The following is a 22,693-nucleotide window of genomic DNA, read 5'->3' on the forward strand; positions in this document are numbered from 1 at the left end:
AGAATTATAACGAATAATAATCATTCTCTTCTGAAGACGGGACGCGAGGGAAAACCCTGACGTCTTTTTTAATTATTTTTTTGCGCTGCGTTAAGTAAAAAAATAGTGGATTGATTTTCAACGTTTTTTATTTTTACCGGCAGCACGCGCGGCAGCGCTTTGGCAAAGCTCTCAACTCGACTGGTGTCAAAACTGCCGCTGACCCGCAGGGCCGCAACGGCGGGAGAGTCCAGTTTTAGGGGAACGTCGGTGTAACGGGCAAATTCCGCCAGCGCCATATCCAGCCTGGTGTCATCCAGTACAATGCGCTCTTCGCGCCAGGCGGCAATGCTTTCCGTTGGCAACATCGTCTGCGAAACTAACTGACCCTGCTTATCGCTGATTGCCCGTTGTGAGGCGCGAAGAACGGCCAGGTGACGACCTGCCTGAGGAAGATGCAGATGCTGCATGGCGCGCCACCAGTAATTTTGCCAGCTGCTGCGTGGACCAACGCGCACCGCCCCAGTGCTGACGGCGACTTCGGTTCCTTCACCGCTCATGGTGTGTGGCAGATAGCGTACGCTGAATTCGGTACCGACAACGGTGACCCGCGTCGGCCCGCTCTGTACCTCAAAAGGCTGCTGCGGATTGTGAGCCACTTTAAAGAAAGCCTGGCCCTGCGGCATCACCACTTCCCGGCGATGGGCAAAGTAGCGTACGGTTAGCTGCGTACCGGCGTCCAGAGAGAGGGTGCTGCCGTCCGGAAGCTCCACCGTGCGTATTTCTCCGCGCCCTGTGTGCCAGCTGGCGCTATAGACCGGCGAGGCAAACTCGTCGCGTAAAGGAAAAAAGAGGAGAGTCGCCAGCACCAGCAGCGCGCATCCCCATACGACAGGACGCCAGATGATGCGGCGGCCGGTTGTCGGGCGCAGATGGGCAACCGCGCTGGCAGGAATTTCCGCCATTTCATGCCAAAGGGGACGCAGTGCCTCATATTCAACGCGATGAGCTGGAGTCTGTAACCAGATTTGAAAGCTGTCCTGTTCATCCCGGGTCAGCCCCTCCTGCTGGCGGAGCAGCCAGCGGACAGCCTGTTCAGCAATGGCTTGCTTGTCATGATGTGTCATTGGGACTTCCTTGCAGGCTGCTCTTCACACCAGCCATCGCGACAGGCGCGGCAGGCCAGCATGGCGCGAATGATATGTTTTTCTACCATATTGGTTGAAATCCCCATCCTGACTGCGACCTCATTTTGCGACAAACCATCAATGCGATGCAGGATAAATGCTTCACGGCAGCGGGGCGGTAGCTCCTCAATCGCCGCGACAATATAGGCGATGTACTGCTGCTTTTCGAATTGGTTGTCGGGCTGCTCATTACCCGGCGCCAGAAGCTCCTCCGTGGCCGCATCCTGCAGGTATCCTGGCTGTTTCTGATGGCGATAGCGGTCGACCAGTAAATTTCTGGCGATATGGTAGAGCAAGCCGCGATGTGAGGAAACCTGTACCTGAGAGGCCAGCGCGCGGCTGAATGTCTCCTGGGTGAGCTCTTCGGCGAGGTGTTTGTCCCGCAGCTTGCGGCTCAGAAAGCGAAACAGTTCCGTATAGTAATGTTCAAACGCTGACAAGGTAGCTTCCCGATGACCGTGCATCGCTGTGGGTATAAAAGAGTGACAGGCTGTATTTAAATGAAAACGGTTATCGTTATCAAGATGCAAAATGTGGGGGTATCGGATGAATCTCTCATTCAGAGAAAGAAAAATGTGAAAAGCGCGATAAATTTTATCCGCTTGTATTTAATCACCTTATTTCAAAAACCAAATTAAACCAACTTAAAACAAAGTCATATCATATTGATATTTAATTTGTTTTTTTAATTTCGTGTATAAAGCCAAGCTAATAATACCTTGACCCATAAGCAATCGAAGATTAATAATTTTGTTATTCTTTGTTTTATCGCGGATGGGTTATGGCTAAGCCAATCGATCATGACCGTAAGAATCGGATTATCAACCATGTCGTTTCTCATGGCCATGCCAAAGTGAATGACTTAGCCGAGATGCTGGGCGTGACGACGGAAACCGTCCGTAAAGATATTGCCTGGCTTCAGGAAATGAAGATTCTGGAAAAAGGGCACGGATTTGTCACTCCCTCCAGCTCCTATCTTGAAAATCCATACACCGCAAAGGAAGGGAAGGAGATTGAGGCAAAATCACAAATTGCTTTGCTGGCGGCAAATCTTATTCCTGAACGTGGAGTGGTGTTTCTTGATTCAGGTACCACGGTGGCGCAGCTGGCAAAACAGCTGAACCTGCGTCGCGATCTGACGATTGTGACCAATTCTATGATTGCCGCACAGACGTTGCAAAATACGGCTAATCAGCTGTTGGTGACCGGCGGGGAATTACGCCAGGCAAGCTACTCTTATGTCGGCAGCTGGGCGCGAAAAGCTCTTCAGCAGGTTAAAGTCGATATTGCTTTTATGGCCTGCGATGGATTTCATCGTGATGGCCCGTCGATACGATCGTTCCGCGAGCTGGATATTAAAGAAACGGCCATGAGCAGCGCGAAAATGTCGGTATTAATGTCCGATAGTAGTAAATTTCAACAGACCGGGATGTATATGTATTCATCCTTCAGTGCTTTTGATTCTTTTATTATTGAGCGCCCACTTAAAAAAGAAGAGAAAGTATTATTTCCTGAAACCCTAAAAATGTTACATCCATAAAATAATCATCTGAGGTGAAATATGGAGAAGCAACTTTTAAAAGTTGAGCCTTTCTTCGAGCCGCGTATATGGGGCGGTGAAAGATTGAAAGAACGTTATGGCTATAAAACAGATATTACTCCCGTTGGTGAAGTTTATAATGTTGTTGCTTTGCCGGGACAGGCTGACTGTCTGGTAAGCGGTACGGGCAAAACGCTTTCACAGTTATACAGAGAAAAACCACAGTGGTTTAATTGTGATACCGCTCAGTTGCCGATTCGGGTCAATATTCTCGATCCGCTGGACGACCTGTCCGTACAGCTCCATCCGGATGATGCGTATGCATTGGAGCACGACAACTCTCGCGGCAAGCCGGAGGCATGGGTCATTCTGGATACACCTGCTGATGGCCGTATTGCCTTTGGGCATTATGCCGCATCGCGCGAAGAGTTTAAGAAGCTCAGCGCCAGCAAATCATTCGATAAACTGGTCCGCTATATTCCGGCTAAAAAAGACGGATATCTGGATATCCCCGCCGGAACGTTACACGCGATTGGCAAAGATGTTCTGACCTATAATATCTCGCGTAATGCGGACCTGACTTATCGCTTGTTTGATTACAATCGCGTTGACCCGACAACGGGTCATGAACGTGATCTCCATATTGATAAGGTTATTGATAATGTTGTGGTACCAGATGATGGCAAAAATTTTCAGTGGTTCAATAGCACGGAAGAAGCGGGGTGTGAATTAACCCGTTACTGGAATGAGCCGGGTTTGTATACCTTAACGCGCCTGAAAGCGCTAACCGAAGGCCATTATTCGCAACCCCGTTTCTCATTTATTACCGTTGTTGAAGGCGATGGCCGCATTAATGATATCGATATTATTGAAGTGGGTACGCCGTTTCTTATTGATGCTGGACGAGAAGCTGTTAAGCAGTTAAAAAATACATTTCCTGATAAAGACGTATTGTGTGATGCCAAAATTATGGATGCTGGCAGCTATGAGGCAAAACTGGCCTACGATGTCGGTGCTGATTATGTCACCGTTCTGGCCGTAACGGACGACCTGACTATCAAAGGCTGCGTGGACGAAGCTAAAAAGCAGGGCAAGAAAGTTCTGGTCGATATGATTTGCGTTACCGATTTTGCCGCTCGCGTCCCGACGCTGGAAGCGCTGGGCGTGGATGTTATCGCCGTACATACCGGGGCCGATCAGCAGGCGAGTGGTAGGACGCCGCTACAGGATCTCGCGGAGCTGCGCAGCCACGTTAAACAAACGCAAATTGCGGTTGCCGGTGGCATCAGCAGTCAAACGATTCGGAGCTACCTGGCGTTTCGCCCGGATATCGTGATTGTCGGCAGCGGCATCCTTAATGCTCAGGATCCCGAGCGCGAAGCGCGACTGATTGCCGAGGCCCTAAAGGAGGCTGCGCAATGAGTGAAGTGATTGAGCACGTAAAAGGTATCCTTGACGAACTGACGCGCAACGCGGATTTAATCGAAGCTGAAGGCGTTAACTTATTTCTGGATGAAATTGTGGCGGCCCGGCGTATTTTTCTCGCGGGTGCAGGCCGTTCAGGGCTGGTTATCCGCGCATTTGCTAATCGCCTGATGCATCTGGGTTTCAATGTTCAGGTTATTGGCGATGTGACCACGACTTATGCCAAAGAGGGGGATCTGTTAATTATCGGTTCGGGGTCGGGCGAAACGCAGAGCCTGGTTGCGATGTCGCAAAAAGCGAAAAAGAATCATCTCAAGGTGGCGCTGATTACCATGGCTCCGGGATCAACGATTGCGAACCTTGCCGATGCGGTTTGTGTGCTGCCAGGCGCTTCGCCGAAAGTCCTTGAAGGTGAACCGCAGCGCGCAAGTATCCAGCCAATGGGCTCCGGTTTTGAGCAATTATCGCTGGTGGTCTATGACGCGATGATAATGGCGTTAATGCCCCGGACGCTTCAGACAAGCGAAATGATGTTCGGACGCCACGCTAATCTGGAATGAGACAGGTCGCGGTTTGGCTTGATGAACACGATGGCGGTAGTCACGGCGATTCTGCGCGGTATTACCTGAAAAGCAAAAAGCCTGCTTAGTTTCCTAAGCAGGCTTCTTAAATTTGGCTCCTCTGACTGGACTCGAACCAGTGACATACGGATTAACAGTCCGCCGTTCTACCGACTGAACTACAGAGGAATCGTGTGAACGGGGCGCATATTATCGATGGCACCCCACCTTGTCAAAGGCTGTTTTCACATTTCAAACTGTTTGCCGAATAATTCTCCACTTTGAGCAAAAAGTAGCGTTTCACCCACCGCCGGGTGACGTTTCCTCAGCCTGTGTCCCGGTGTCTTCGGCCTGCACCTTACTTCGCGGATATTTCCACAGCCAGCGTCCGCTGACCATCCGGCAATAAAACAGCACGCCGCGCACCGCCCAGTCGAGCACCATTCCGAGCCAGACGCCAATGACCCCCATTCCGAGCACAATCCCCAGCGTGTAACCCGCCACCACGCGACAGCCCCACATACCCAGCATCGATACCCACATGGTGTAGCGCACGTCCCGCGCGCCTTTAAAGGCGCACGGCAACGTCCAGGCCATCGCCCAGATCGGCATAAAGAAGGCGTTTAGCCATAGCAGTTCTTTCACTACCACTTTGACATCGTCTTCGCTGGTATAGAACGAGGCTATCAGGCTGGCAAACGGCGCGGTTCCCCAGGCAATCACCGTCAAAATAATGGTTGAGAGCCAGAAGACGTGCCACGCCTGATGCTCAGCCTGGCCGATTTGACCTTTTCCGAGCCGTCTGCCGGTAATAATCGTCGATGCCGAACCGAGGGCGTTCCCCGGCAGGTTGATCAGCGCAGCGACAGAGAAAGCGATAAAGTTACCGGCAATAACGTTGGTCCCCATCCCGGCAACGAACATCTGGGTCAACAGCTTACCACCGTTGAACAATACGGATTCAATACTGGCGGGAATACCAATGCCCATTACCTCCCAAATAATGGCGAAGTTAAACGGCTTAAAATAGCTCTTGAGCGAAATCCGCAGCGCTGGGTTAAAACCGATCATCAGCACCCAAATAGTCGCCACCGCGCCAATATAGCGGGCAATGGTTAACCCAAGCCCCGCGCCAACGAACCCCATTCCGGGCCAGGAAAAAATCCCGTAAATCAGGATGCTGCTGATAATGATGTTAAGGATATTCATCCCGCCGTTAATCAGTAGCGGAATTTTGGTGGTCCCTGCCCCACGCAGCGCCCCGCTACCGATAAGGGCGATGGCCGCCGCCGGATAGCTCAGCACCGTGAGTTCCAGATAGGTCAGCGCCAGGCCTTTTACTTCTGCGGTCGCATCTCCCGCGACAAAGTTAATGATTTCTGCACCAAAAGCATGAATGACCACCGCCAGAATGATGGAAAACAGCGTCATGATCGCCAGCGACTGCCGCGCGGCTGCTCTTGCTCGTTTTCGGTCACGTTTGCCCAGGCTAAACGCCACCACCACCGTAGTCCCGAGGTCGATAGCGGCAAAAAAAGACATAATGACCATGTTGAAGCTATCAGCCAGGCCCACGCCCGCCATCGCTTCTTTACCCAGCCAACTGACCAAAAAAGTACTCAACACGCCCATCAGCAATACGCAGGCGTTTTCCAGCAAAATGGGGACCGCAAGAGGGCTGATTTCGCGCCAGTAGAGGACGCGATAGCTCTTGCGTTTTTTGAACCAGGATGTGCGTTCGACAGACTGGCGTAGTGCGGAGGTGACGTTCAAGGGAGACCTTAGTGAGAAAAGTTGAAACTACATTTCAAATGATGATAGAGAAAAGCTCATCCTGCAAAGCATTTTTCCCGATAAATTGTCGGTAATTACGACAAATTGTTGATGGATACGCCAGTTAAGCTCAGGACGATGAATTGATGTTTGACAAAAGTTTTTTCGCCGCTAAGATACGACTCCACAACGATTCCTCTGTAGTTCAGTCGGTAGAACGGCGGACTGTTAATCCGTATGTCACTGGTTCGAGTCCAGTCAGAGGAGCCAAATTCCTGCTTTTATGCGTTCCGGCGAATCCCTATACGTTTTGATTCAATGAGTTAGCGTAAAAATTTTCCCGATGCATATCTGGTTTTCCCTGTGCATCTGGCAAACCTGGTGGTCTGATTTGAGGTCATTTCAGTTCGATAATGGAGTGATCATCATATGTCCCTGTCCGACGCGAAAATCCGCAGCACCAGGACCTCTGATAAATCCTTTAAACTGGCTGACTCACACGGCCTGTAATCTGCTCGTCAATTTGGGCGTTCACGCCTCTGGTATCTGAAAAACGGCACAGCTATCACGTTATTCAGCGCATGCCAGAAGCATGCCGGGTTTTCTCTTCATTGGGGAGGGGAAAATGTATGCACTAATACCTGCATTCCACCCAGGCATCAGAGCCCTTGCTGACAACCGGCTATGAGCTGCTCAGACATCAAGCTTCCTCCAACTTTTGCTCACATCATGCTGAGACACAAACGACATATTTATATTATCGCGATATCTTCACCTGACACCTTGTATATAAGTCCAATTTACCGCTGCTAAAAACGTACTTATTTCCAATTGTCAACATGATAGGAAATTACCTATGGTAGACCTGTAGATATTTACACGGTAAGGCAATCAACCCAAATACTGACATACAGGTGAAATAGATCATGAGAAATAGATTGAGGGGAAAGGATTATCTGGCGTTCAAGGATATGGACCGCGAGGAAATTGAATTTGTTGTGGACTTGTCGCTGGAGTTTAAGCGTAAATGGGTGGCACGCGAACCACATGAATATTTAAAAGGACAGGTGTGGGCTGCATTATTTGAAAAGAACTCCACCCGAACCCGCAATGCTTTTCAACGGGCGGCGGCAGACCTGGGAATTACCTCAATCTATCTGCGTCCGGATGAATTACAAAGTGGCCGCGGTGAACCACTGAAAGATACCGCCCGCATGTTTGACCGTTATTATGATGGTCTGTTTATTCGCACATTTGGCCATGAAATTGTTGAAGAATACGCTCAATGGATGGATACCCCGGTTATCAATGGCCTGACGACGCTGGCCCATCCGACGCAGGGTATTGCTGACCTGATGACTATCAAAGAGAAAAAGCGTGATTACCCCGGGCTGAAACTTTGCTATGCAGGTAACCTCTATAATGTTTGTTACACCACAATGATAGCCTGCGCTACGCTGGGAATTGATATGTCTATCGCCTGTCCGGACAGTCTGCACCCGGATGCGAATATCCTCGAAGAAACCCGAAAACGCGCGGCGGTAAGTGGAGCCAACATTGTTTTTACTGATGACTTTGACGCTGCATTGAAGGATGCCGATATTGTTTATGGCATGTCACATTACAGTATGGGGCAGGCACCGGATGAAATCGAAGCTTTGAAGAGAGCATTCCAGCCGTATCAGGTCACCACGGAGGCAATGAAGAAAGCCAAGTCAGATGCCATTTTTATGCACTGTCTGCCTGCATATCGCGGTATTGATGTCACTGATGAAGTTATGGAGTGCGAACAATCTGTCGTGTGGGATCAGGGGGAGAACCGGATGCATTCCATTAAAGGGATCCTCGCAGCTGTTGCGTTGTAGTAATACTGTTTTGTCGTTCGGGGGATATTTATGTTCTTAGCTATCTGAATGATTTCCGTGTATTACTTTTTTATAAACGACGTCAACGGTAACCTTACAGCCAGCAATTATGTATATGGCAGCAAGCGAAATTGCTGGCCCGAATAATAAGGAATCATTGTATGTCTGCAATAGACGAAACTGAGAAAAAATTAAAATCGCCCAATGCCTATGTCATCATTTTTTTTATTATTGCCATCGTTGCGGTATTAACCTGGGTTATTCCCGGTGGGCAATATCAGTTAGATGCTAAAGGGCGTGCTATCGCCGGTACTTATACACAATCGATCGCTAACCCTCAAGGGCTATGGAATATCTTTATGGCTCCGATCATTGGCATGATAGGTAATCAGTCGGTGGCTGGGGCAATTGCTATTTCACTGAATATCATGTTGTTCGGTAGTTTTCTGGAAATGATGGATGAAGCCGGGGCCATCAAAATCGCGCTTAAACGGATTGCAATTAAGAATCAGAAAAATTACCACGTTTTGATTTCGTTATTAGTACTGGTGATGGGGATATTTGGCACCGTTCAGGGGGCATATGAAGAAGGTTTTGTGTACTTAATGATGTTTTTGCCTATCGTACTGGCCTTAGGACTGGATACGATGGTTGCTGTGATGATAGTTGTCCTGGGAACCCAGGCGGGTTGTCTGGCTTCGATTGTCAACCCGTTTGCTGTAGGTATCGCCTCCAGTATCGCAGGTATTAGCCCTGGTAACGGCATTATCATGCGAATTCTAATGTTCATTATTTTTGTCGGCCTGGTTTCAATATATATCTGCCGCTATGCGGACAAAATTAAAAAAGAACCGCATAGATCCCCTCAGCATTTTCGTCGGGAACAGGATTTGCAGGAGTTCCCGCTGGCAGAGAATACCGAAACGTTGTTGACAAAGGCGCAAAAAAAGGTTCTGACGGTATTTTGCGCAACCTTCAGTATTATGATTATCTCTCTGATTCCATGGTCCTCATTAAACCCGAACTGGACATTCTTCGAAACCTTCACGGCGTGGCTGGTGAGTGTCCCCTGGCTAGGAACAATTCTTGGCAAAGATATGGTTCCTCTTGGTCGATGGTTTTTTAATGAAATTAATGCCATGTTAATCATATCTACAATTATCTCCGGGTATATCATGGGGATGAATATCGATAAAATTATTAATGTAATAATTAAAGGTGCCGCCACTTTAGTATCTACTGCTTTTATTGTGCCGTTGGCACGTGGTATCCAGGTTATTATGAATGATGGTTCGATTACGCCTACGATTTTACACTTTGGCGAAGTCACACTCAGCAGTCTTAACCCAGTGGTATTTGTGGTGGTGTGCCTGCTTTTCTATCTGGTTATAGCCTCATTTATTCCCAGTTCCACCGGATTAGCTGCCGCCACGATGCCGATTATGGTGCCTCTTGCCGTGTTTGCGGGTGTAAAAGAAGAAATTATGGTGGATATATATATCATCGCGCTGGGATTAGTAAAAATGATTATGCCGACGTCGATTGTGGTTATGACCTGTACTCAGGCTGCGCATATTGGCTACGGGCAATGGGTTAAAAGTAACTGGAAATTTATGATATTGCTGTTTCTGGTCTCCTGTGCATTTTTGATAGGTGGAGTCACATTCTAATTATTTAAAAATGGAGTCAACACTATGTCTCAAGTATTCGTGTCTAATGCCACTAATAGATTAAAAAAAGTGCTGGTTTGCTCTCCGCAATATTATGTTTTTAATGCGATCAATGAAATTACTAAAACCTGGATGGAAAAAGGTGAAACCGAGCAAAATGATCTGATGGTCAGAGAGTGGCTCGAACTGGTTAGCGCTTATCGCGAAAACGGTGTTGAAGTGGTTGAAATGACCCCGGATAAAAGCATGCAAGTACAGACCTTTGCCCGCGATTTTGGTGCTTGCATCAAAGAAGGCGCGATTATTGGTCGTTTTCGCCATCCTGCCCGTCAGCCGGAAACGGCGGCATATGAAGCCAGACTGAAAGAACTGGGGGTTCCGGTCGTTGCCCGTTGCAATGCTGGCTGCTTTGAGGGAGGCGACTTCTGGATGATCGACGAACATACATTAGCCTTTGGGCTGGTAGATCGCACCGATAACGCCGGAGTTGCCAACCTGCGTGAGCAGTTGGAGAAGTTTGGCTATACGGTTGTCGGCGTCCCCTGTCCACCTGCTAATCTGCATCTGGACATGGTATTTAACATCGTAGCTGAAAAGGTGTGTCTGGCTGCCGTTCATGAACTTCCCTATAACTTCCTGCAAATGTTGCACCGCCGCAATTTCACTGTGATTCCGGTAGAGAGCGACCAGGTCTTCAGGCACGGTTGTAACGTCCAGGCGCTGGGGCAGGGAAAAGTTATGGCGATTAAAAATAACGCTGTCGTAAATTGCAGAATGAAGGCGCTGGGGATTGATGTTATTGAGGTCGATCTGTGTCAGATCCTGAAAGCGGGCGGTGGGCCACACTGTATGACTTTCCCGGTGATGAGAGAAGCTTAGCATGAAGATTGTAATTAGCGACTATAAAGATTCCATGATGCCTCTGCATGATGATGAAATCACAATTCTGACTGCCGGGCTGCCTGATGTGGAAATTATCATCTACGAATATACAGATGAAAAACGTGAGGAATTTATTGATCTGCTTGCTGACGCTGAAGCGCTCCTGACAGCTTTTATTCGCCTTGATGCGCAGTTTTTTGAACGAGCGAAAAATCTGCGCGTGGTGTCTATTAATGCTACTGGTTATGACAATGTCGATCTGAACTCAGCGACCGCTCATGGGGTAGGTATATGCCCTGTGGGGGAGTATTGCACCAGAGACGTTGCCGAACACACCATAGCGTTGATGCTTGCATTGAACAAAAACCTCAAGGCCTACACCTTTGATATTGAGCAAAACAATCGCTGGCGCTATGACTTTCCATGCCGACCGGATCGCATTGAGACGCAAACTCTGGGTATCTTCGGATTGGGCAAAATTGGTAGCCAGGTGGCCCGGCTAGCGAAAGGACTAGGTATGCGGGTTATCGCAGTTGATTCTGCAGTTTCTCATGAGCGGGCCCAATACCTTGGGGTAGAGATGGTTACGCCGGAGGTTATCTGGCAGTCGGCCGATGTGATTACTAATCATATGAACCTGGAAAATTCCAATGTTGCTTACTTCACCATGAGAGAATTTGCGCAAATGCGACGTAGGCCCATTTTTCTAAATTTAGGGCGGGGGTTAAGCGTTGATGAAGCTGAATTAGTTGAGGCTCTGGAGAGCGGATTGGTACGTGGGGCAGGGCTGGATGTGTTGAGTGATGAAACACCACAGCTTGCCGGACATGCTTTAGTCCGACGGGCTAACGTTATTATTACTCCGCATTCGGCATTTTATTCAACGCAATCAATGGCCGATCTCCAGCGAATTTCATGCGACAACATCGTTAACTTTTTAACTGGACGCCGTCAGGATGTGTTCCGGTTGGTTAATATGGTCTAAGTGGTTTAGGGGATATCATGTCAGATAAAGCAAAAATAGTTATTGCGCTGGGGGGGAATGCGTTGCAGTCCAAAGATAGCGCGCCTACCGCTGAAGCCCAGTTGACGGTAATTAAACAGACGTGTGAGCGCATAGCTGAAATCAGGCTACAGGGCTACGATGTGACGCTCGTTCATGGCAATGGTCCGCAAATAGGACGAATTATTCTTGCCAGCGAAACCGCCAGAGACGTTGTACCGCCGATGCCATTTGATGTTTGTGGCGCTATGTCGCAGGGATATATTGGTTACCACCTGCAGCAGTCGCTCAGGTATGCTCTCAGCCAACAAGGTTGCAATACTGAAGTCGTCACGCTGGCAACACAGGTGTTAGTGGCGCGGGACGACCCTGCATTTCTCGCGCCATCCAAGCCTATTGGGCCATTCTATAGCCAGTCTGAGGCTGAGATTTTAACCCGAGAGAAAGGTTATATTATGCGTGAGGATGCCGGGCGGGGCTGGCGCAGGGTGGTGGGGTCCCCGCTACCGAAGCGAATAGTAGAAATTGATGCGGTAAAAAAAATGGCTGATACCGCGATTGTAATAACCTGTGGTGGTGGTGGTATCCCGGTAATTGAAAATGCCGATGGTTCTCTGGAAGGCGTCGCCGCCGTTATTGATAAAGATTTTGCCGCAGAGCTGCTGGCTGAAGAGCTTGATGCTGATGTGTTACTTATTCTGACTGAGGTTGAGAAAGTTGCTGTACATTTCAACACGCCGCAGCAACGGGATCTTTCCAGGCTAACGATAGCACGAGCTAACCGATATATAGAAGAAGGTCATTTTTCACCAGGGAGCATGTTACCCAAAGTGCAGGCAGCGCTGAAATTTGTACGTCGATATCCAAAGCGACGAGCAATTATTACTTCACTGGACAAGGCACTACAGGCGTTAGAAGGTAAAACTGGTACATTTTTTGAATTTTCCTGAAGTAATATTGAATAAGCTCAGTGCTGAAGAATAAAAATGTATTGTGCTTCACTTTTTTATTCTCAATTATAGAACAATGAAGCAAGTAAATTTATTCTGCCGAGACCAGAGATAAAGGGAATCAGTTATGCTAACAATTATTGATTATCTTTTTATTACCATTTATCTGCTAGGAATTGCGGGTGTCGGATTATTGTCGCTAAAATTTACCCGTTCTAAAGAAGATTTTCTTGTTGCGGGTAGACGACTCTCTTTGCCGATATTTTTTAGTTGTATGGCAGCTCTTGCGTTAGGTGGTGGTTCAACGGTGGGGAGTGTGCGGCTGGGATATGAGTTTGGTTTTGGCGGCATTTGGTTGAATCTAAGTATTGGTATTGGGCTTATTATCACTGGATTGCTGGTGTCGTCGAAACTGGCAAAGTTAAAAGCATTAAGTATTAATGAGATTGTTGAGGAAAACTATGGTTATGCGGCGAAAATATTTAGTACCATCCTGACATTAATTTATACCATCACGCTATGTGTGGTACAGGTAATTGCGATCGGTGAAATCATTAGCGGAACATTAAATACGGATTTTACGTTATCAATGGTCACCGGTGGTGGGGTTGTTATTCTCTATACGTTCATCGGTGGAATGTGGTCCGTGACGCTAACTGATGTAATACAATTTATAATAAAAACGGTGGGGTTTATCATTCTCGCACCGATTTTCAGTATTTCAGCAGTTGGCGGGTGGGCCGCATTTGTCAGTAAATTACCGCCGTCTCACTTTTCAATCACCAGTATTGGTATCGAAGATATTGTGCTTTATCTGGTGCTATACATCCCTGGTATCATTATTGGTCAGGATATCTGGCAGCGTATTTTTACGGCAAAAAATAATCATGTTGCGAAAGCAGGGACGCTCTGTGCCGGGATTTATAGTATTCTCTATGCTTTTGCGACGGTGATTATCGGTATGTGTGTTTTTATCCTACAGCCTTCGCTCCACGATCCGCAAAATGCGTTTGTACAGGGGGTTATAGACTTTCTTCCTCAGGGAATAAAAGGGATTGTACTTACCGCCGCGATGGCTGCGACAATGTCTGTTGCCAGCGGTACTATTCTGGCGTCATCAACCATTCTTTATAATGATATCTACCACCGCTATCTGGATAAAGATCCGACGGAAAAGAGAGCCGTTTGGGCAACCAGACTGTTTGCCGCTGTCACCGGGATTATCGTCATGGTTTGCGCACTATGGATCCGTGATGTTCTGGTGGGGATTAAAATTTGCTATGGCTATCTCTCAGGTTGCGTATTTATCCCGTTGCTGGCCAGCTTTATTTTCAAGCGTTTTAGCCCAATATCGGGACTTTGGTCTCTCGGAGGCAGCTTTGTGGTTGTGACCCTTCTCTTTCTCCTGTTAGGGACCTCTTCGGTTTACCCTATCCTGTATGGGATGCTATCAGGGGGGATCATCTATATCTTCATTAATGTCTTTAGTAAACACAAGATTAAATCGCGCTTTTATCGAAATGACCAAGCTGAAGGGCCAGATAAATCTTCATCGCCAGTTGAACATTGAAGAGGTCTTCTGCTCTGTTGACGTCACAGTTAAGAATTTTATTAATGGTATTTAACCTGGCGATCAGGGTATTTTTATGAATAAAGAGTTGTTTTTCGGTTTTGGTTTTTGAACAATCATTATTAATCCAGATTGTTAATGTATCAAATAGGCGGCTACGATGTTTTTCATCATAGTTAAGCAGGGGCTGGATATAGGTATCATGCATTTCCTTTAAAAAAGAATCAGAAATATATTCTCTTTTGTCAATAAAGAAACGCAGTATTCCAAGATTCTGGTATTTATAATACGGCACAGTGCTTGTTGTTGAAGATAAAAAATGTACGGTTTGTTCCGCTTGAGTAAAGCCCATTCTGATATCTTTCAGTGCAACGGGATTACTGATGCCGATATGGACTTTTGTATATCCGGTAGTGAGAATGAAAAGTTTACGAATATCGGACATTAAAGAATCAAAAGTTTCATTGGGCCAGGGAATAAGAATAATTTGCGAGTTGAATTTTTCAAATGTAATAATATGGTCACTGTTGTTAATTTGTTTGTTAAGAATATCATGGAATTGACTGAGTCGGTTGTTTTGTAACTCAATGGAGCTCATATCGCCAGGATTGCCATATAACAGATGTGCAATAATATACTGGCGGTGGATTTTCTTACCGGTAGGCGCCAGCATAGTTTCAATATTCTGCTGGGATAGCTCATCTTCCGAAAGTAACCTTTCCATAATTAACTGATTGAAACGCCGGGTGGCGTTGCTGATTTCACTTATTTTTGTTACATGAAGGGCGACGAATAAACCATATTGTTGGATACGGACAGTTTCATTGGCAGGTATTTCGATAATATTGTCATCCAGCAAGATAATAATATAACCATATTTTATATGATTTAAAATAACAGGATAAAAGAAAAGCTTTTTCCCTGGTATGGACAGGACTTTCTCCCGATAACAAAAAGTTTGTATTCTGGTATTGTCAAGAGTTTGCATCCATAGATCAGAGGGTTTGAGTAGATGAATATTTAGCTCTCTGGTATAGTGTTTCCAGTTAATATCGTCAGATGCGCCAATCAAATAGAGGTCACTGTCAGTAATCGCGTGACTTAGGCCGGTAATCGCACGGAAACGACAGCACATTTCTGGCAGGGAAACACCATCGATCATCGCATTCATTAGCACCGAGTGAACTTTTTGGCTCTCCTCTATGATATGGTAAGGTTTGCGAATAATGGCATTCAATATAGGGTTCATAACCTCTTCCCAGCTATAGTTGGCCGGGACTAAAATGATCGGAAAACCAACTTCATCGCACCAGGAAAAAACAGATGCCGGGATTTTTAACGTAAATTTTTCTTTAGTAATGATACCAGCAACATTTTTTGCACGCAGCGCATCAACCATTGCTTTAGAGAAATACTGTTCAAATAACACGCCAGAAATAACGACTTCACCACCTTTAAGCCAGTCTGCGATCTCAGGTATATCCATTATTGTGACCGTAGTCACTTCGCGTTGAATGCCGCTAGCTCCGGCTCTGATTTGAATTCCATTTAAACCGCCAATCATGAGTACATCCTGAATAACAAACATAATGAACCTCTTTAGAATTGATCGGTGCCCTGGAACGAATTTTCTCAGAAGTGAAACATTGCAGTAGAATGTTTTTAATACAACTTGAGCGTATTATAAGGAGTTGGAAAAGATTTTTTGTGGGATATGTTGTCTATTGGTCATTACAGCAGTTTGTCACGTGATTTTGTTATCCGTGAGCAATAGGTTAGTTAATAGCTTGTCGGTGATTATACCCGTCATACTTCAAGTTGCATGTGCGTTGGCTGCGAGATACTCGGCCTATCCCTGAGGGGCCAGCGCAAGCGCTGTTCAAAACGGTTAGTTGTTTTGCCCTGCAACTTGAATTATTTAGGGTATATACAAAATGGACTCAGGCGCAGGAGAAGATGAATGGAATTTGACAAGTTCGGGTACCTTTTATAAATCAGAACGCCTGAAGGTACCCGGTATTTTGTCTGCTTGCGCGTTACAATCATGAGGGTAAGAACTATCGGAACGGCGGTTCGTTGAAGGTTCTCAGCTTACGTGAATGCATGTGATCGCCCTCGGCACGCAGCAGGTCAATCGCCCGAATGCCAATCTGTAAATGTTCGGAGATCGCCCCTTCATAGAAGCGGTTGGCCTGACCCGGTAGCTTAATTTCGCCGTGCAGCGGTTTATCGGAGACGCACAGTAGAGTGCCGTAAGGGACGCGGAAACGATAGCCCTGCGCGGCAATGGTGGCGCTTTCCATATCAATAGCCACCGCGCGGCTGAGGTTAAAGCGCAGCGCCGAGGCCGAGTAGCGCAGCTCCCAGTTACGATCGTCGGTGGTCACCACCGTTCCGGTACGCAGCCGTTGTTTGACCTCTTCACCGGGCATACCGCTAACCTGTTTCGTAGCATCGTAGAGCGCACGCTGGACTTCGGCAATGCTTGGAATCGGGATATCCGGCGGCAGTACCGCATCGAGTACATGGTCGTCGCGCAGATAGGCGTGGGCCAGTACGTAGTCGCCAATGGTCTGGCTTTCACGCAGGCCGCCGCAGTGGCCAATCATCAGCCAGACGTCCGGACGTAGCACCGCCAGGTGGTCGCAGATGTTTTTGGCATTCGCCGGTCCTACGCCAATATTAATCAACGTGATCCCCTGACCGTCTTTGGTGATCAGATGCCACGCTGGCATCTGGTGTTTTTTCCACGCCAAATCGGAAATGGCCTCTTCCGGCGCTTCCGTGTCCGCTGTTATCCAGATCCCGCCTGCGCAGGAGAGGGCGATATAAGGGCTATCGGGATCGAGAATTTGGCTACAGCCCCAGCGCACGAACTCATCGACGTAGCGGGTGTAGTTGGTAAACAGCATATACGGCTGGAAATGGTCAACCGGCGTGCCGGTGTAGTGGCGCAGACGCGCCAGCGAGAAATCGACGCGGCGGGCGTCGAAGTGCGATAGCGGATAATACTCGGTCGAATGGAACAGACCATCGGCGGTCTCATCGCCAATTTGCGACAGCTCGGTGGTCGGGAAAAAGCGGGTCAAACCGGCGCTCATCGAGCGGTCGAGCGTGAGTTCGGAGCCATCAATAACGTACGGATAGGGGATCTCATGCTGCGAAAGCTCAACGGTAATACAGGCATCGTAATCCTGATACAGCATGGTGAGCTGTTCCAGCAGATAGGCGCGAAACAGTTTAGGATTGGTAATGGTCGTGGTGTAGCAGCCGGTATGGGTGAAGCGGCCCCAGGCGCGGGTTTTTAAGGCTTTATGTTCTGCACCATCCCAGGAGACCGACAGCTGCGGGTAAACGAACAGCCCTTCCGCTCGCGCGCTATTATCGGGCAGAGTATTGTGGTTGATATATTCGCCGATGGCTTTACGCAGCGCATTGACCGATTTTTCATACAGCGCTTCGAGCTGCGTAAGCGCCTGTTCTGGGGTCAGCCTGGCGGCTTTCTGGTTCATAACTTACTCCTTTTTTCTGCTCTGCTGACGTTTTGCTTAGTATGTCACAGACTGGAATATGCGTCGGAGTATTTAAGCCGTTTAGATAAGAAAGTACTGAGATTAGAAACAGTTGATACGATGGCAGGCCATTTAATGCGCGGTAATATTATCGGCGACGGTCCAGCGTTCGGCGCTGAAGTGGGTGGCGTTGATCACCTTTACGGTAATGTTCTTATCGCCGTTGATGCTGTACAGGGCGTTAGCCAGCGGCGTCAGCTTATCCCCTTCCTGTAAACGCCGACAGCAGAGAGTGAGTTCGGCGATTATCGTTAACTGACCGCTTTGCAGGACCACGCGGGTATACGTAGACGTCGGAGCCTCACGTAGTTTCTTGATCCACCATTCCATTGATTTATCTCCAGGCAGTTAAATATCGGCGATAATTAATCTTTACGTCTCTTCTGACAATAAGAATAGCCGCTTGGTTTAGTCTATGTTTAAAAAGAGAATCGCAGGATCTGATTCGGTCTGCGTAATAACCCCTCCCTGGCGTGCAAAGAGATAATTCGGACAGAAATATGGCAATGATGCGTTTCACCCGGCTTTTGAATAAGTCTGGCTTAACAATGGTCTCTTTGGCAAAGAAGGCGGCGATTGGCCTGCTGGTGGTGGTGATAGTCTTTTTTATTGGCCGTATTTACGAATCGCAGCGTGGCCCTGCCTTACACCGCTGGCATACCTGGACGGCAAATGAAATGACCGCCAGCGAGATTGACCACGCTACGTTTGCCGAATATCGGAGCCGGGAAGAAGCGATTTTCCGTGATATGAAAAGCAACATTACCGACACGCTGAGCGACGATGAAAAAACGGCGATTAACCGCTTTTACGCGCAAAGTCTGGTCTATCCGGATAAGTTTCAGCCCGACTGGAACCGCTCCTTTGTTCTGCTGCCGCAGGGTAAACCGCGCGGTGCGGCGGTGCTGCTCCATGGCCTGACGGATTCGCCCTACAGCGTGCATTATCTGGCGCAACGCTATCAGCAGCAGGGATTCGTCGCCGTCGCGCCGAGGCTGCCTGGACACGGAACCGCACCGGGCGCGTTGACCGGTGTCGATCGGGATGAGTGGATTGCCACCACTCGCCTGGCGGTGCGCGAAGCAACGCGGCTGGCTGGATCAGACGTGCCGCTGCACGTGATTGGCTATTCCAACGGTGGGGCGTTGGCGCTGAAATATGCCCTCGATAGCCTGGAGGATAAATCGCTGCGCCGACCGCAGCAGGTCATCCTGCTGTCGCCAATGATCGGCGTTACCGCGTTTGCCCGTTTTGCCGGGCTGGCCGGTTTACCTTCAATATTTCCGGCCTTCGCCCGCGCGGCGTGGTTGAATATCGTTCCGGAATTTAATCCCTACAAATACAATTCGTTCCCGGTTAAGGCGGCAAGGCAGTCATGGCTTCTTTCGCAGGCGCTGCAGCAGCAAATCGTGCAGGAAGCGCAGAATCAGCGGCTGGTGGAATTAGCGCCGGTATTAACTTTTCAGTCGGTGATGGATTCAACGGTAAGCACCCGGGCGGTGGTGGATTCGCTCTATCGCTATCTGCCGGATAACGGCAGCGAGCTGGTGATATTCGATATTAATCAGGCGGCAAATTTACGCGCGCTATTCCGCCCGTCGCTCTATTCGGCCGTTAACACGCTACTGCCGCCTGCGCCGCGGCCTTACGGTACTACGGTGATTACCAACGCTGCGCCCGATACTTACGAAACGGTAGCCCGTACGACGCTTGCCAGCACGCGCACGGAAACCGTCACGCCGCTGCATATTGCCTGGCCGCAGGATATGTATTCGCTGTCGCATGTGGCGGTGCCGTTCCCGCTGACCGACTCGCTCTACGGCCGCGAACCGGCGGAGAAAAATCGCTACGGGATTAGCATTGGTACGATCTCTTTACGTGGGGAAACCTCAACGTTGAGCGTCGGGCTGGATACGTTAATGCGCGTCACCTCCAACCCGTTTTTCCCGTGGATGATGGTGAGAATTGACCATCATATTGCCTGTAGCGAGCAGGCCGATGTGGCCGCCTGCCTGCGTCCGGAGGCCGCGGCTTCAGAATAGCGTCACGTGCATAATGGTGCGGATGGCAATTCCGGCGATAGCTCCGGTGGCAGCGAAGCGGAACAGGCGTACGAAACGCGAGCTGACCCCCAAAAAGATGCCGATGCCGGGGAGATCAAAGGTCTGTACTAACAGGCCTGCGGAGGCGTTAATCTGGCTTACGGTCACTTTTCCCTGCTGAATCATTTCTGAGACCACGCCGAAATAGGCCGTGCCGCCCGCAACACATTTGACCAGCGCAGGCAGCACGAAGTTAACCGGAATATTCAGCCACAGCAGCAGCGGCAGCAGCAAGCGCTGGAGCATCTCAATCAGGCCTGCCGCCTGCATAAACCCGACGATAGCCAATGACAGGATCAGCATGGGCACCGCGCCGAGCGCCAGACGAATGGCGTCGGAACCTGCGCTATTGATAACGGCGATGATCCCCTGGTTATTCTGCTCGGCATTGGGCAGATCTTCAGCCCGCGCGTTTTCAACAATCGACAGCCTGCGGCCGGTAATATGCCAGGTTACCGCGGCGGCGCACAGCCCGCCGACGATAGAAATGACAATAGAGGCCAGCCAGTGCAGGCCAAAAGGTGTTAACGGGTAGAAAACGTTGCCTTGCCCCATAGCGAAGAGCATTGCCAGCGTGGCGGCCATCTGCCGGTCCGACGCGCCGCGTTTATCCATAATAGCGAGGGTCGCCAGCGGGGCGGCGAAACTGACAAAATTCATCTGAATCAGGGCAAAAGCACTCATCCCTGTTAAGCCGAACGGCTTAAGCAGCGGGGCGAGCCAGCGAACGATAACGTCCAGCACCCCGCGCACTTCCAGATATTTCATTACGATGAGCATGACAACCATGATTGGCAACAGCGTATAAAGCGCCACGTCAACGGAGGTTTTTCCCGCTGACATAATAATGCTGATGAAGTCCATCTATTTCTCAATCACTGCGGACAGAAAGGATAATTAGCGCCATCATAGTCCCAGCGGGAAGGAAATGAAATCGCCGCGAAGGCTCTCTCTGTCCTGAAATTGGCGACTAACTGTACTTGCAATTAGCGCGGCCGGGTGTAGAAAATTTGCCTGCGGGTATTTGCAAAGCCTGTTTTTTATTCCCAAACTGAATGAACACCGGGCGATTTTCTTTAAGGATAAAACTATGCGACGTTGTCTGCGGGTAGTGTGGGGAACGCTGTTTATTTTTGCTTTTTCGCTACAGGCGGAAACCAAGGTTTATGGCGAGGATCGCGTCAGCGGCTGGTGGAACTGGTTAAAAGACGATGTCTCACAGACCTGGAATCAGCCGCAAAATTACGATCTGTATCTGCCGTTTCTCAGCTGGCATAACCGTTTTATGTACGATAAAGAGAAAACCGATAACTATAATGAGATGCCCTGGGGCGGGGGTTTTGGCATTTCCCGCTATAACGAAGAGGGCAACTGGAGTTCGCTTTACGCCATGATGTTTAAGGATTCGCACAACGAGTGGCAGCCGATTATTGGCTACGGCTGGGAGAAGGGCTGGTATCTTGATAGCCAGCGCGATTTTCGCCTTGGCCTTGGCGTTACCGCCGGGATCACTGCCCGCGATGACTTCGCGAATTACGTACCGCTGCCGATTATTTTGCCGCTTTTTTCCGCCAGCTATCGCCGCCTGAGCGTGCAGTTCACCTATATTCCTGGCACCTACAATAACGGCAATGTGCTGTTTGCATGGTTGCGCTACGGTTTTTAAGAGGGCATCAAATCGTAATCACCTTTTTCACCACCGAATTGGACAGCGCCAGCATCGAAATCAGCACTGAGGTGATAAACGTCAGGACAATCAGCATTAATTTAGTCCCCAGCGAGCTAATCGGAATAAACGCGGTGAGCAGATGAAAAACGGAGTAGTGGAGAATATAGACGCCGGTCATCGTTTTGCTGATGGTGGCGAGGATGGTCTCTTTAAACTCGCTGTTTTTACGAAACCGCACGCCGTTGGCCGCAATCACCAGCGCCACTACCAGAATATAGATTTGTGAACCGGTAAGAATGAACGCGTTTCTGTCGGCCTTAAACAGGGCGAAAAAGAAATGGCGCTCGTAAAACCAGGTAAAAAGATAAATAAACGGTATGGCGATCATTGCCCCTTTGACCACTTTTTCGCGGGTCAGCCAACTGGCGACCAGCGGATCGCTGAACAGCTGCCCGGTGAGATAAAACAGCAGCCAGGTCCACAAACGGTACTGCGGGGCCAGGCTCAGCGCATGAACGTCAGGATACAGCGCGGACAGCAGATCGTAGCCATACGAGAGCAGCAGCAGGGCGAAAACGACGCCAAAAAACAGGCGACGTCTCTGGCTCAGCCATTCGATGACCGGGTGGAAGGTGTAAATCACAATAAACGCAAACACAAACCACGGCTGTATAAGATAGCCCCGCTGGTAAGGCTCCCAGAGATAATACACCGTCATCCAGAACAGGAAGACGATCACCACGCTTTTGATTTTGCCCATTTGCCACTGCGAGTCGTGGCGAGACTGAGAGTCCAGATAGCCTGCCACCACAAAAAACAGCGGTGTCGCAATGGTTGAAATAAACGTCAAAAAGCCGAGGATCCAGTGATAGTCGTAATCATAGCGATCCCAGGTGTTGTAAATGGTGAAAAAGGTCACCGCCGTCATGCATCCCAGCGTTTTAAT

General features: G+C 48.9%; 20 protein-coding genes and 2 tRNA genes. 12 read left to right on the top strand and 10 right to left on the bottom strand.

The window, feature by feature from the left end; genetic code table 11:
* Nucleotides 1-68 precede the first annotated feature (68 nt).
* Both FN082_RS23315 and FN082_RS23320 read right to left on the bottom strand, forming a co-directional pair.
* Nucleotides 69-1,106: a FecR family protein gene (locus FN082_RS23315; RefSeq protein ID WP_142982465.1), complete on the bottom strand. Its 1,038-nt coding sequence runs from the start codon at nt 1,104-1,106 to the stop codon at nt 69-71.
* Nucleotides 1,103-1,630: an RNA polymerase sigma factor gene (locus tag FN082_RS23320; RefSeq protein ID WP_139536417.1), complete on the bottom strand. Its 528-nt coding sequence runs from the start codon at nt 1,628-1,630 to the stop codon at nt 1,103-1,105. Before FN082_RS23320 ends, FN082_RS23315 begins: the two co-directional genes overlap by 4 nt.
* 317 nt (nt 1,631-1,947) lie before the next feature.
* Here FN082_RS23320 and FN082_RS23325 point away from each other — a divergent pair, with 317 nt between their 5' ends.
* From FN082_RS23325 to hxlB, 3 genes are read left to right on the top strand one after another with little or no spacing between them, the layout of a single operon-like run.
* Nucleotides 1,948-2,706, top strand: coding sequence for a DeoR/GlpR family DNA-binding transcription regulator (locus FN082_RS23325; RefSeq protein ID WP_142982466.1), 759 nt, complete (start codon nt 1,948-1,950; stop codon nt 2,704-2,706).
* Nucleotides 2,707-2,727: 21 nt separating this feature from the next.
* Complete coding sequence (gene hxlA, locus FN082_RS23330; protein ID WP_142982467.1) at nt 2,728-4,128, top strand: 3-hexulose-6-phosphate synthase; 1,401 nt, start codon at nt 2,728-2,730, stop codon at nt 4,126-4,128.
* Nucleotides 4,125-4,691, top strand: coding sequence for a 6-phospho-3-hexuloisomerase (gene hxlB, locus FN082_RS23335; RefSeq protein WP_139536413.1), 567 nt, complete (start codon nt 4,125-4,127; stop codon nt 4,689-4,691). Before hxlA ends, hxlB begins: the two co-directional genes overlap by 4 nt.
* Before the next feature lie 113 nt (nt 4,692-4,804).
* Here hxlB and FN082_RS23340 read toward each other — a convergent pair.
* The 3 genes from FN082_RS23340 to FN082_RS30500 form a co-directional block, all read right to left on the bottom strand.
* A tRNA-Asn gene (locus FN082_RS23340) sits at nt 4,805-4,880 on the bottom strand.
* A gap of 111 nt (nt 4,881-4,991) precedes the next feature.
* Nucleotides 4,992-6,464: an EmmdR/YeeO family multidrug/toxin efflux MATE transporter gene (locus FN082_RS23345; RefSeq protein WP_142982468.1), complete on the bottom strand. Its 1,473-nt coding sequence runs from the start codon at nt 6,462-6,464 to the stop codon at nt 4,992-4,994.
* A 95-nt stretch (nt 6,465-6,559) separates the two neighbouring features.
* On the bottom strand, nt 6,560-6,652 hold the full coding sequence (locus FN082_RS30500; protein WP_371336009.1) for a DUF5951 family protein: 93 nt from the start codon (nt 6,650-6,652) through the stop codon (nt 6,560-6,562).
* A 6-nt stretch (nt 6,653-6,658) separates the two neighbouring features.
* Between FN082_RS30500 and FN082_RS23350 the strand changes: the two genes are divergently transcribed.
* The 7 genes from FN082_RS23350 (at nt 6,659) to FN082_RS23380 (ending at nt 14,404) form a co-directional block, all read left to right on the top strand.
* Nucleotides 6,659-6,734, top strand: a tRNA-Asn gene (locus FN082_RS23350).
* A gap of 656 nt (nt 6,735-7,390) precedes the next feature.
* Nucleotides 7,391-8,329 (top strand): ornithine carbamoyltransferase, encoded by a 939-nt coding sequence (gene argF / locus FN082_RS23355; RefSeq protein WP_139536411.1) that lies wholly within the window; start codon nt 7,391-7,393, stop codon nt 8,327-8,329.
* A 161-nt stretch (nt 8,330-8,490) separates the two neighbouring features.
* Complete coding sequence (locus FN082_RS23360; protein WP_142982469.1) at nt 8,491-9,999, top strand: YfcC family protein; 1,509 nt, start codon at nt 8,491-8,493, stop codon at nt 9,997-9,999.
* Nucleotides 10,000-10,023: 24 nt separating this feature from the next.
* Complete coding sequence (locus FN082_RS23365; protein WP_139536409.1) at nt 10,024-10,878, top strand: dimethylarginine dimethylaminohydrolase family protein; 855 nt, start codon at nt 10,024-10,026, stop codon at nt 10,876-10,878.
* A gap of 1 nt (nt 10,879) precedes the next feature.
* A complete protein-coding gene (locus FN082_RS23370; RefSeq protein ID WP_142982470.1) occupies nt 10,880-11,866 on the top strand; it encodes an NAD(P)-dependent oxidoreductase in 987 nt (328 codons plus the stop codon).
* A 17-nt stretch (nt 11,867-11,883) separates the two neighbouring features.
* Nucleotides 11,884-12,834, top strand: coding sequence for a carbamate kinase (arcC, locus tag FN082_RS23375; protein ID WP_142982471.1), 951 nt, complete (start codon nt 11,884-11,886; stop codon nt 12,832-12,834).
* Nucleotides 12,835-12,961: 127 nt separating this feature from the next.
* A complete protein-coding gene (locus FN082_RS23380) occupies nt 12,962-14,404 on the top strand; it encodes a sodium:solute symporter (RefSeq protein ID WP_142982472.1) in 1,443 nt (480 codons plus the stop codon).
* Here the strand turns inward: FN082_RS23380 and FN082_RS23385 are convergent.
* From FN082_RS23385 to FN082_RS23395, 3 genes are all read right to left on the bottom strand, one after another.
* Nucleotides 14,334-15,968, bottom strand: a complete 1,635-nt coding sequence (locus FN082_RS23385) for a PucR family transcriptional regulator (RefSeq protein WP_185932147.1) — start codon at nt 15,966-15,968, stop codon at nt 14,334-14,336. The two genes, FN082_RS23380 and FN082_RS23385, sit on opposite strands and share 71 nt — an antisense overlap.
* A gap of 493 nt (nt 15,969-16,461) precedes the next feature.
* Nucleotides 16,462-17,916 carry an AMP nucleosidase gene (locus FN082_RS23390; protein ID WP_139536404.1) on the bottom strand — a complete coding sequence of 485 codons (1,455 nt, stop codon included), beginning with the start codon at nt 17,914-17,916 and terminating at the stop codon, nt 16,462-16,464.
* A gap of 132 nt (nt 17,917-18,048) precedes the next feature.
* Nucleotides 18,049-18,306: a histidine kinase gene (locus tag FN082_RS23395; protein WP_142462726.1), complete on the bottom strand. Its 258-nt coding sequence runs from the start codon at nt 18,304-18,306 to the stop codon at nt 18,049-18,051.
* A 176-nt stretch (nt 18,307-18,482) separates the two neighbouring features.
* Between FN082_RS23395 and FN082_RS23400 the strand changes: the two genes are divergently transcribed.
* Nucleotides 18,483-20,018: an alpha/beta hydrolase gene (locus FN082_RS23400; RefSeq protein WP_185932149.1), complete on the top strand. Its 1,536-nt coding sequence runs from the start codon at nt 18,483-18,485 to the stop codon at nt 20,016-20,018.
* On the opposite strand, the gene FN082_RS23405 is transcribed toward FN082_RS23400, so the two are convergent.
* Nucleotides 20,010-20,942 (bottom strand): nucleoside recognition domain-containing protein, encoded by a 933-nt coding sequence (locus tag FN082_RS23405; RefSeq protein WP_139536401.1) that lies wholly within the window; start codon nt 20,940-20,942, stop codon nt 20,010-20,012. The genes FN082_RS23400 and FN082_RS23405 overlap by 9 nt on opposite strands.
* A gap of 226 nt (nt 20,943-21,168) precedes the next feature.
* Between FN082_RS23405 and pagP the strand changes: the two genes are divergently transcribed.
* Entirely contained in the window at nt 21,169-21,744 is a 576-nt protein-coding gene (gene pagP / locus FN082_RS23410) for a lipid IV(A) palmitoyltransferase PagP (protein ID WP_142982475.1), read from the top strand.
* 7 nt (nt 21,745-21,751) lie between these two features.
* Here pagP and FN082_RS23415 read toward each other — a convergent pair whose 3' ends face one another.
* Nucleotides 21,752-22,675: an acyltransferase gene (locus FN082_RS23415; RefSeq protein WP_180349491.1), complete on the bottom strand. Its 924-nt coding sequence runs from the start codon at nt 22,673-22,675 to the stop codon at nt 21,752-21,754.
* Nucleotides 22,676-22,693 lie beyond the last annotated feature (18 nt).

This window comes from Klebsiella spallanzanii (assembly GCF_902158555.1).
Classification (GTDB): Bacteria; Pseudomonadota; Gammaproteobacteria; order Enterobacterales; family Enterobacteriaceae; genus Klebsiella; species Klebsiella spallanzanii.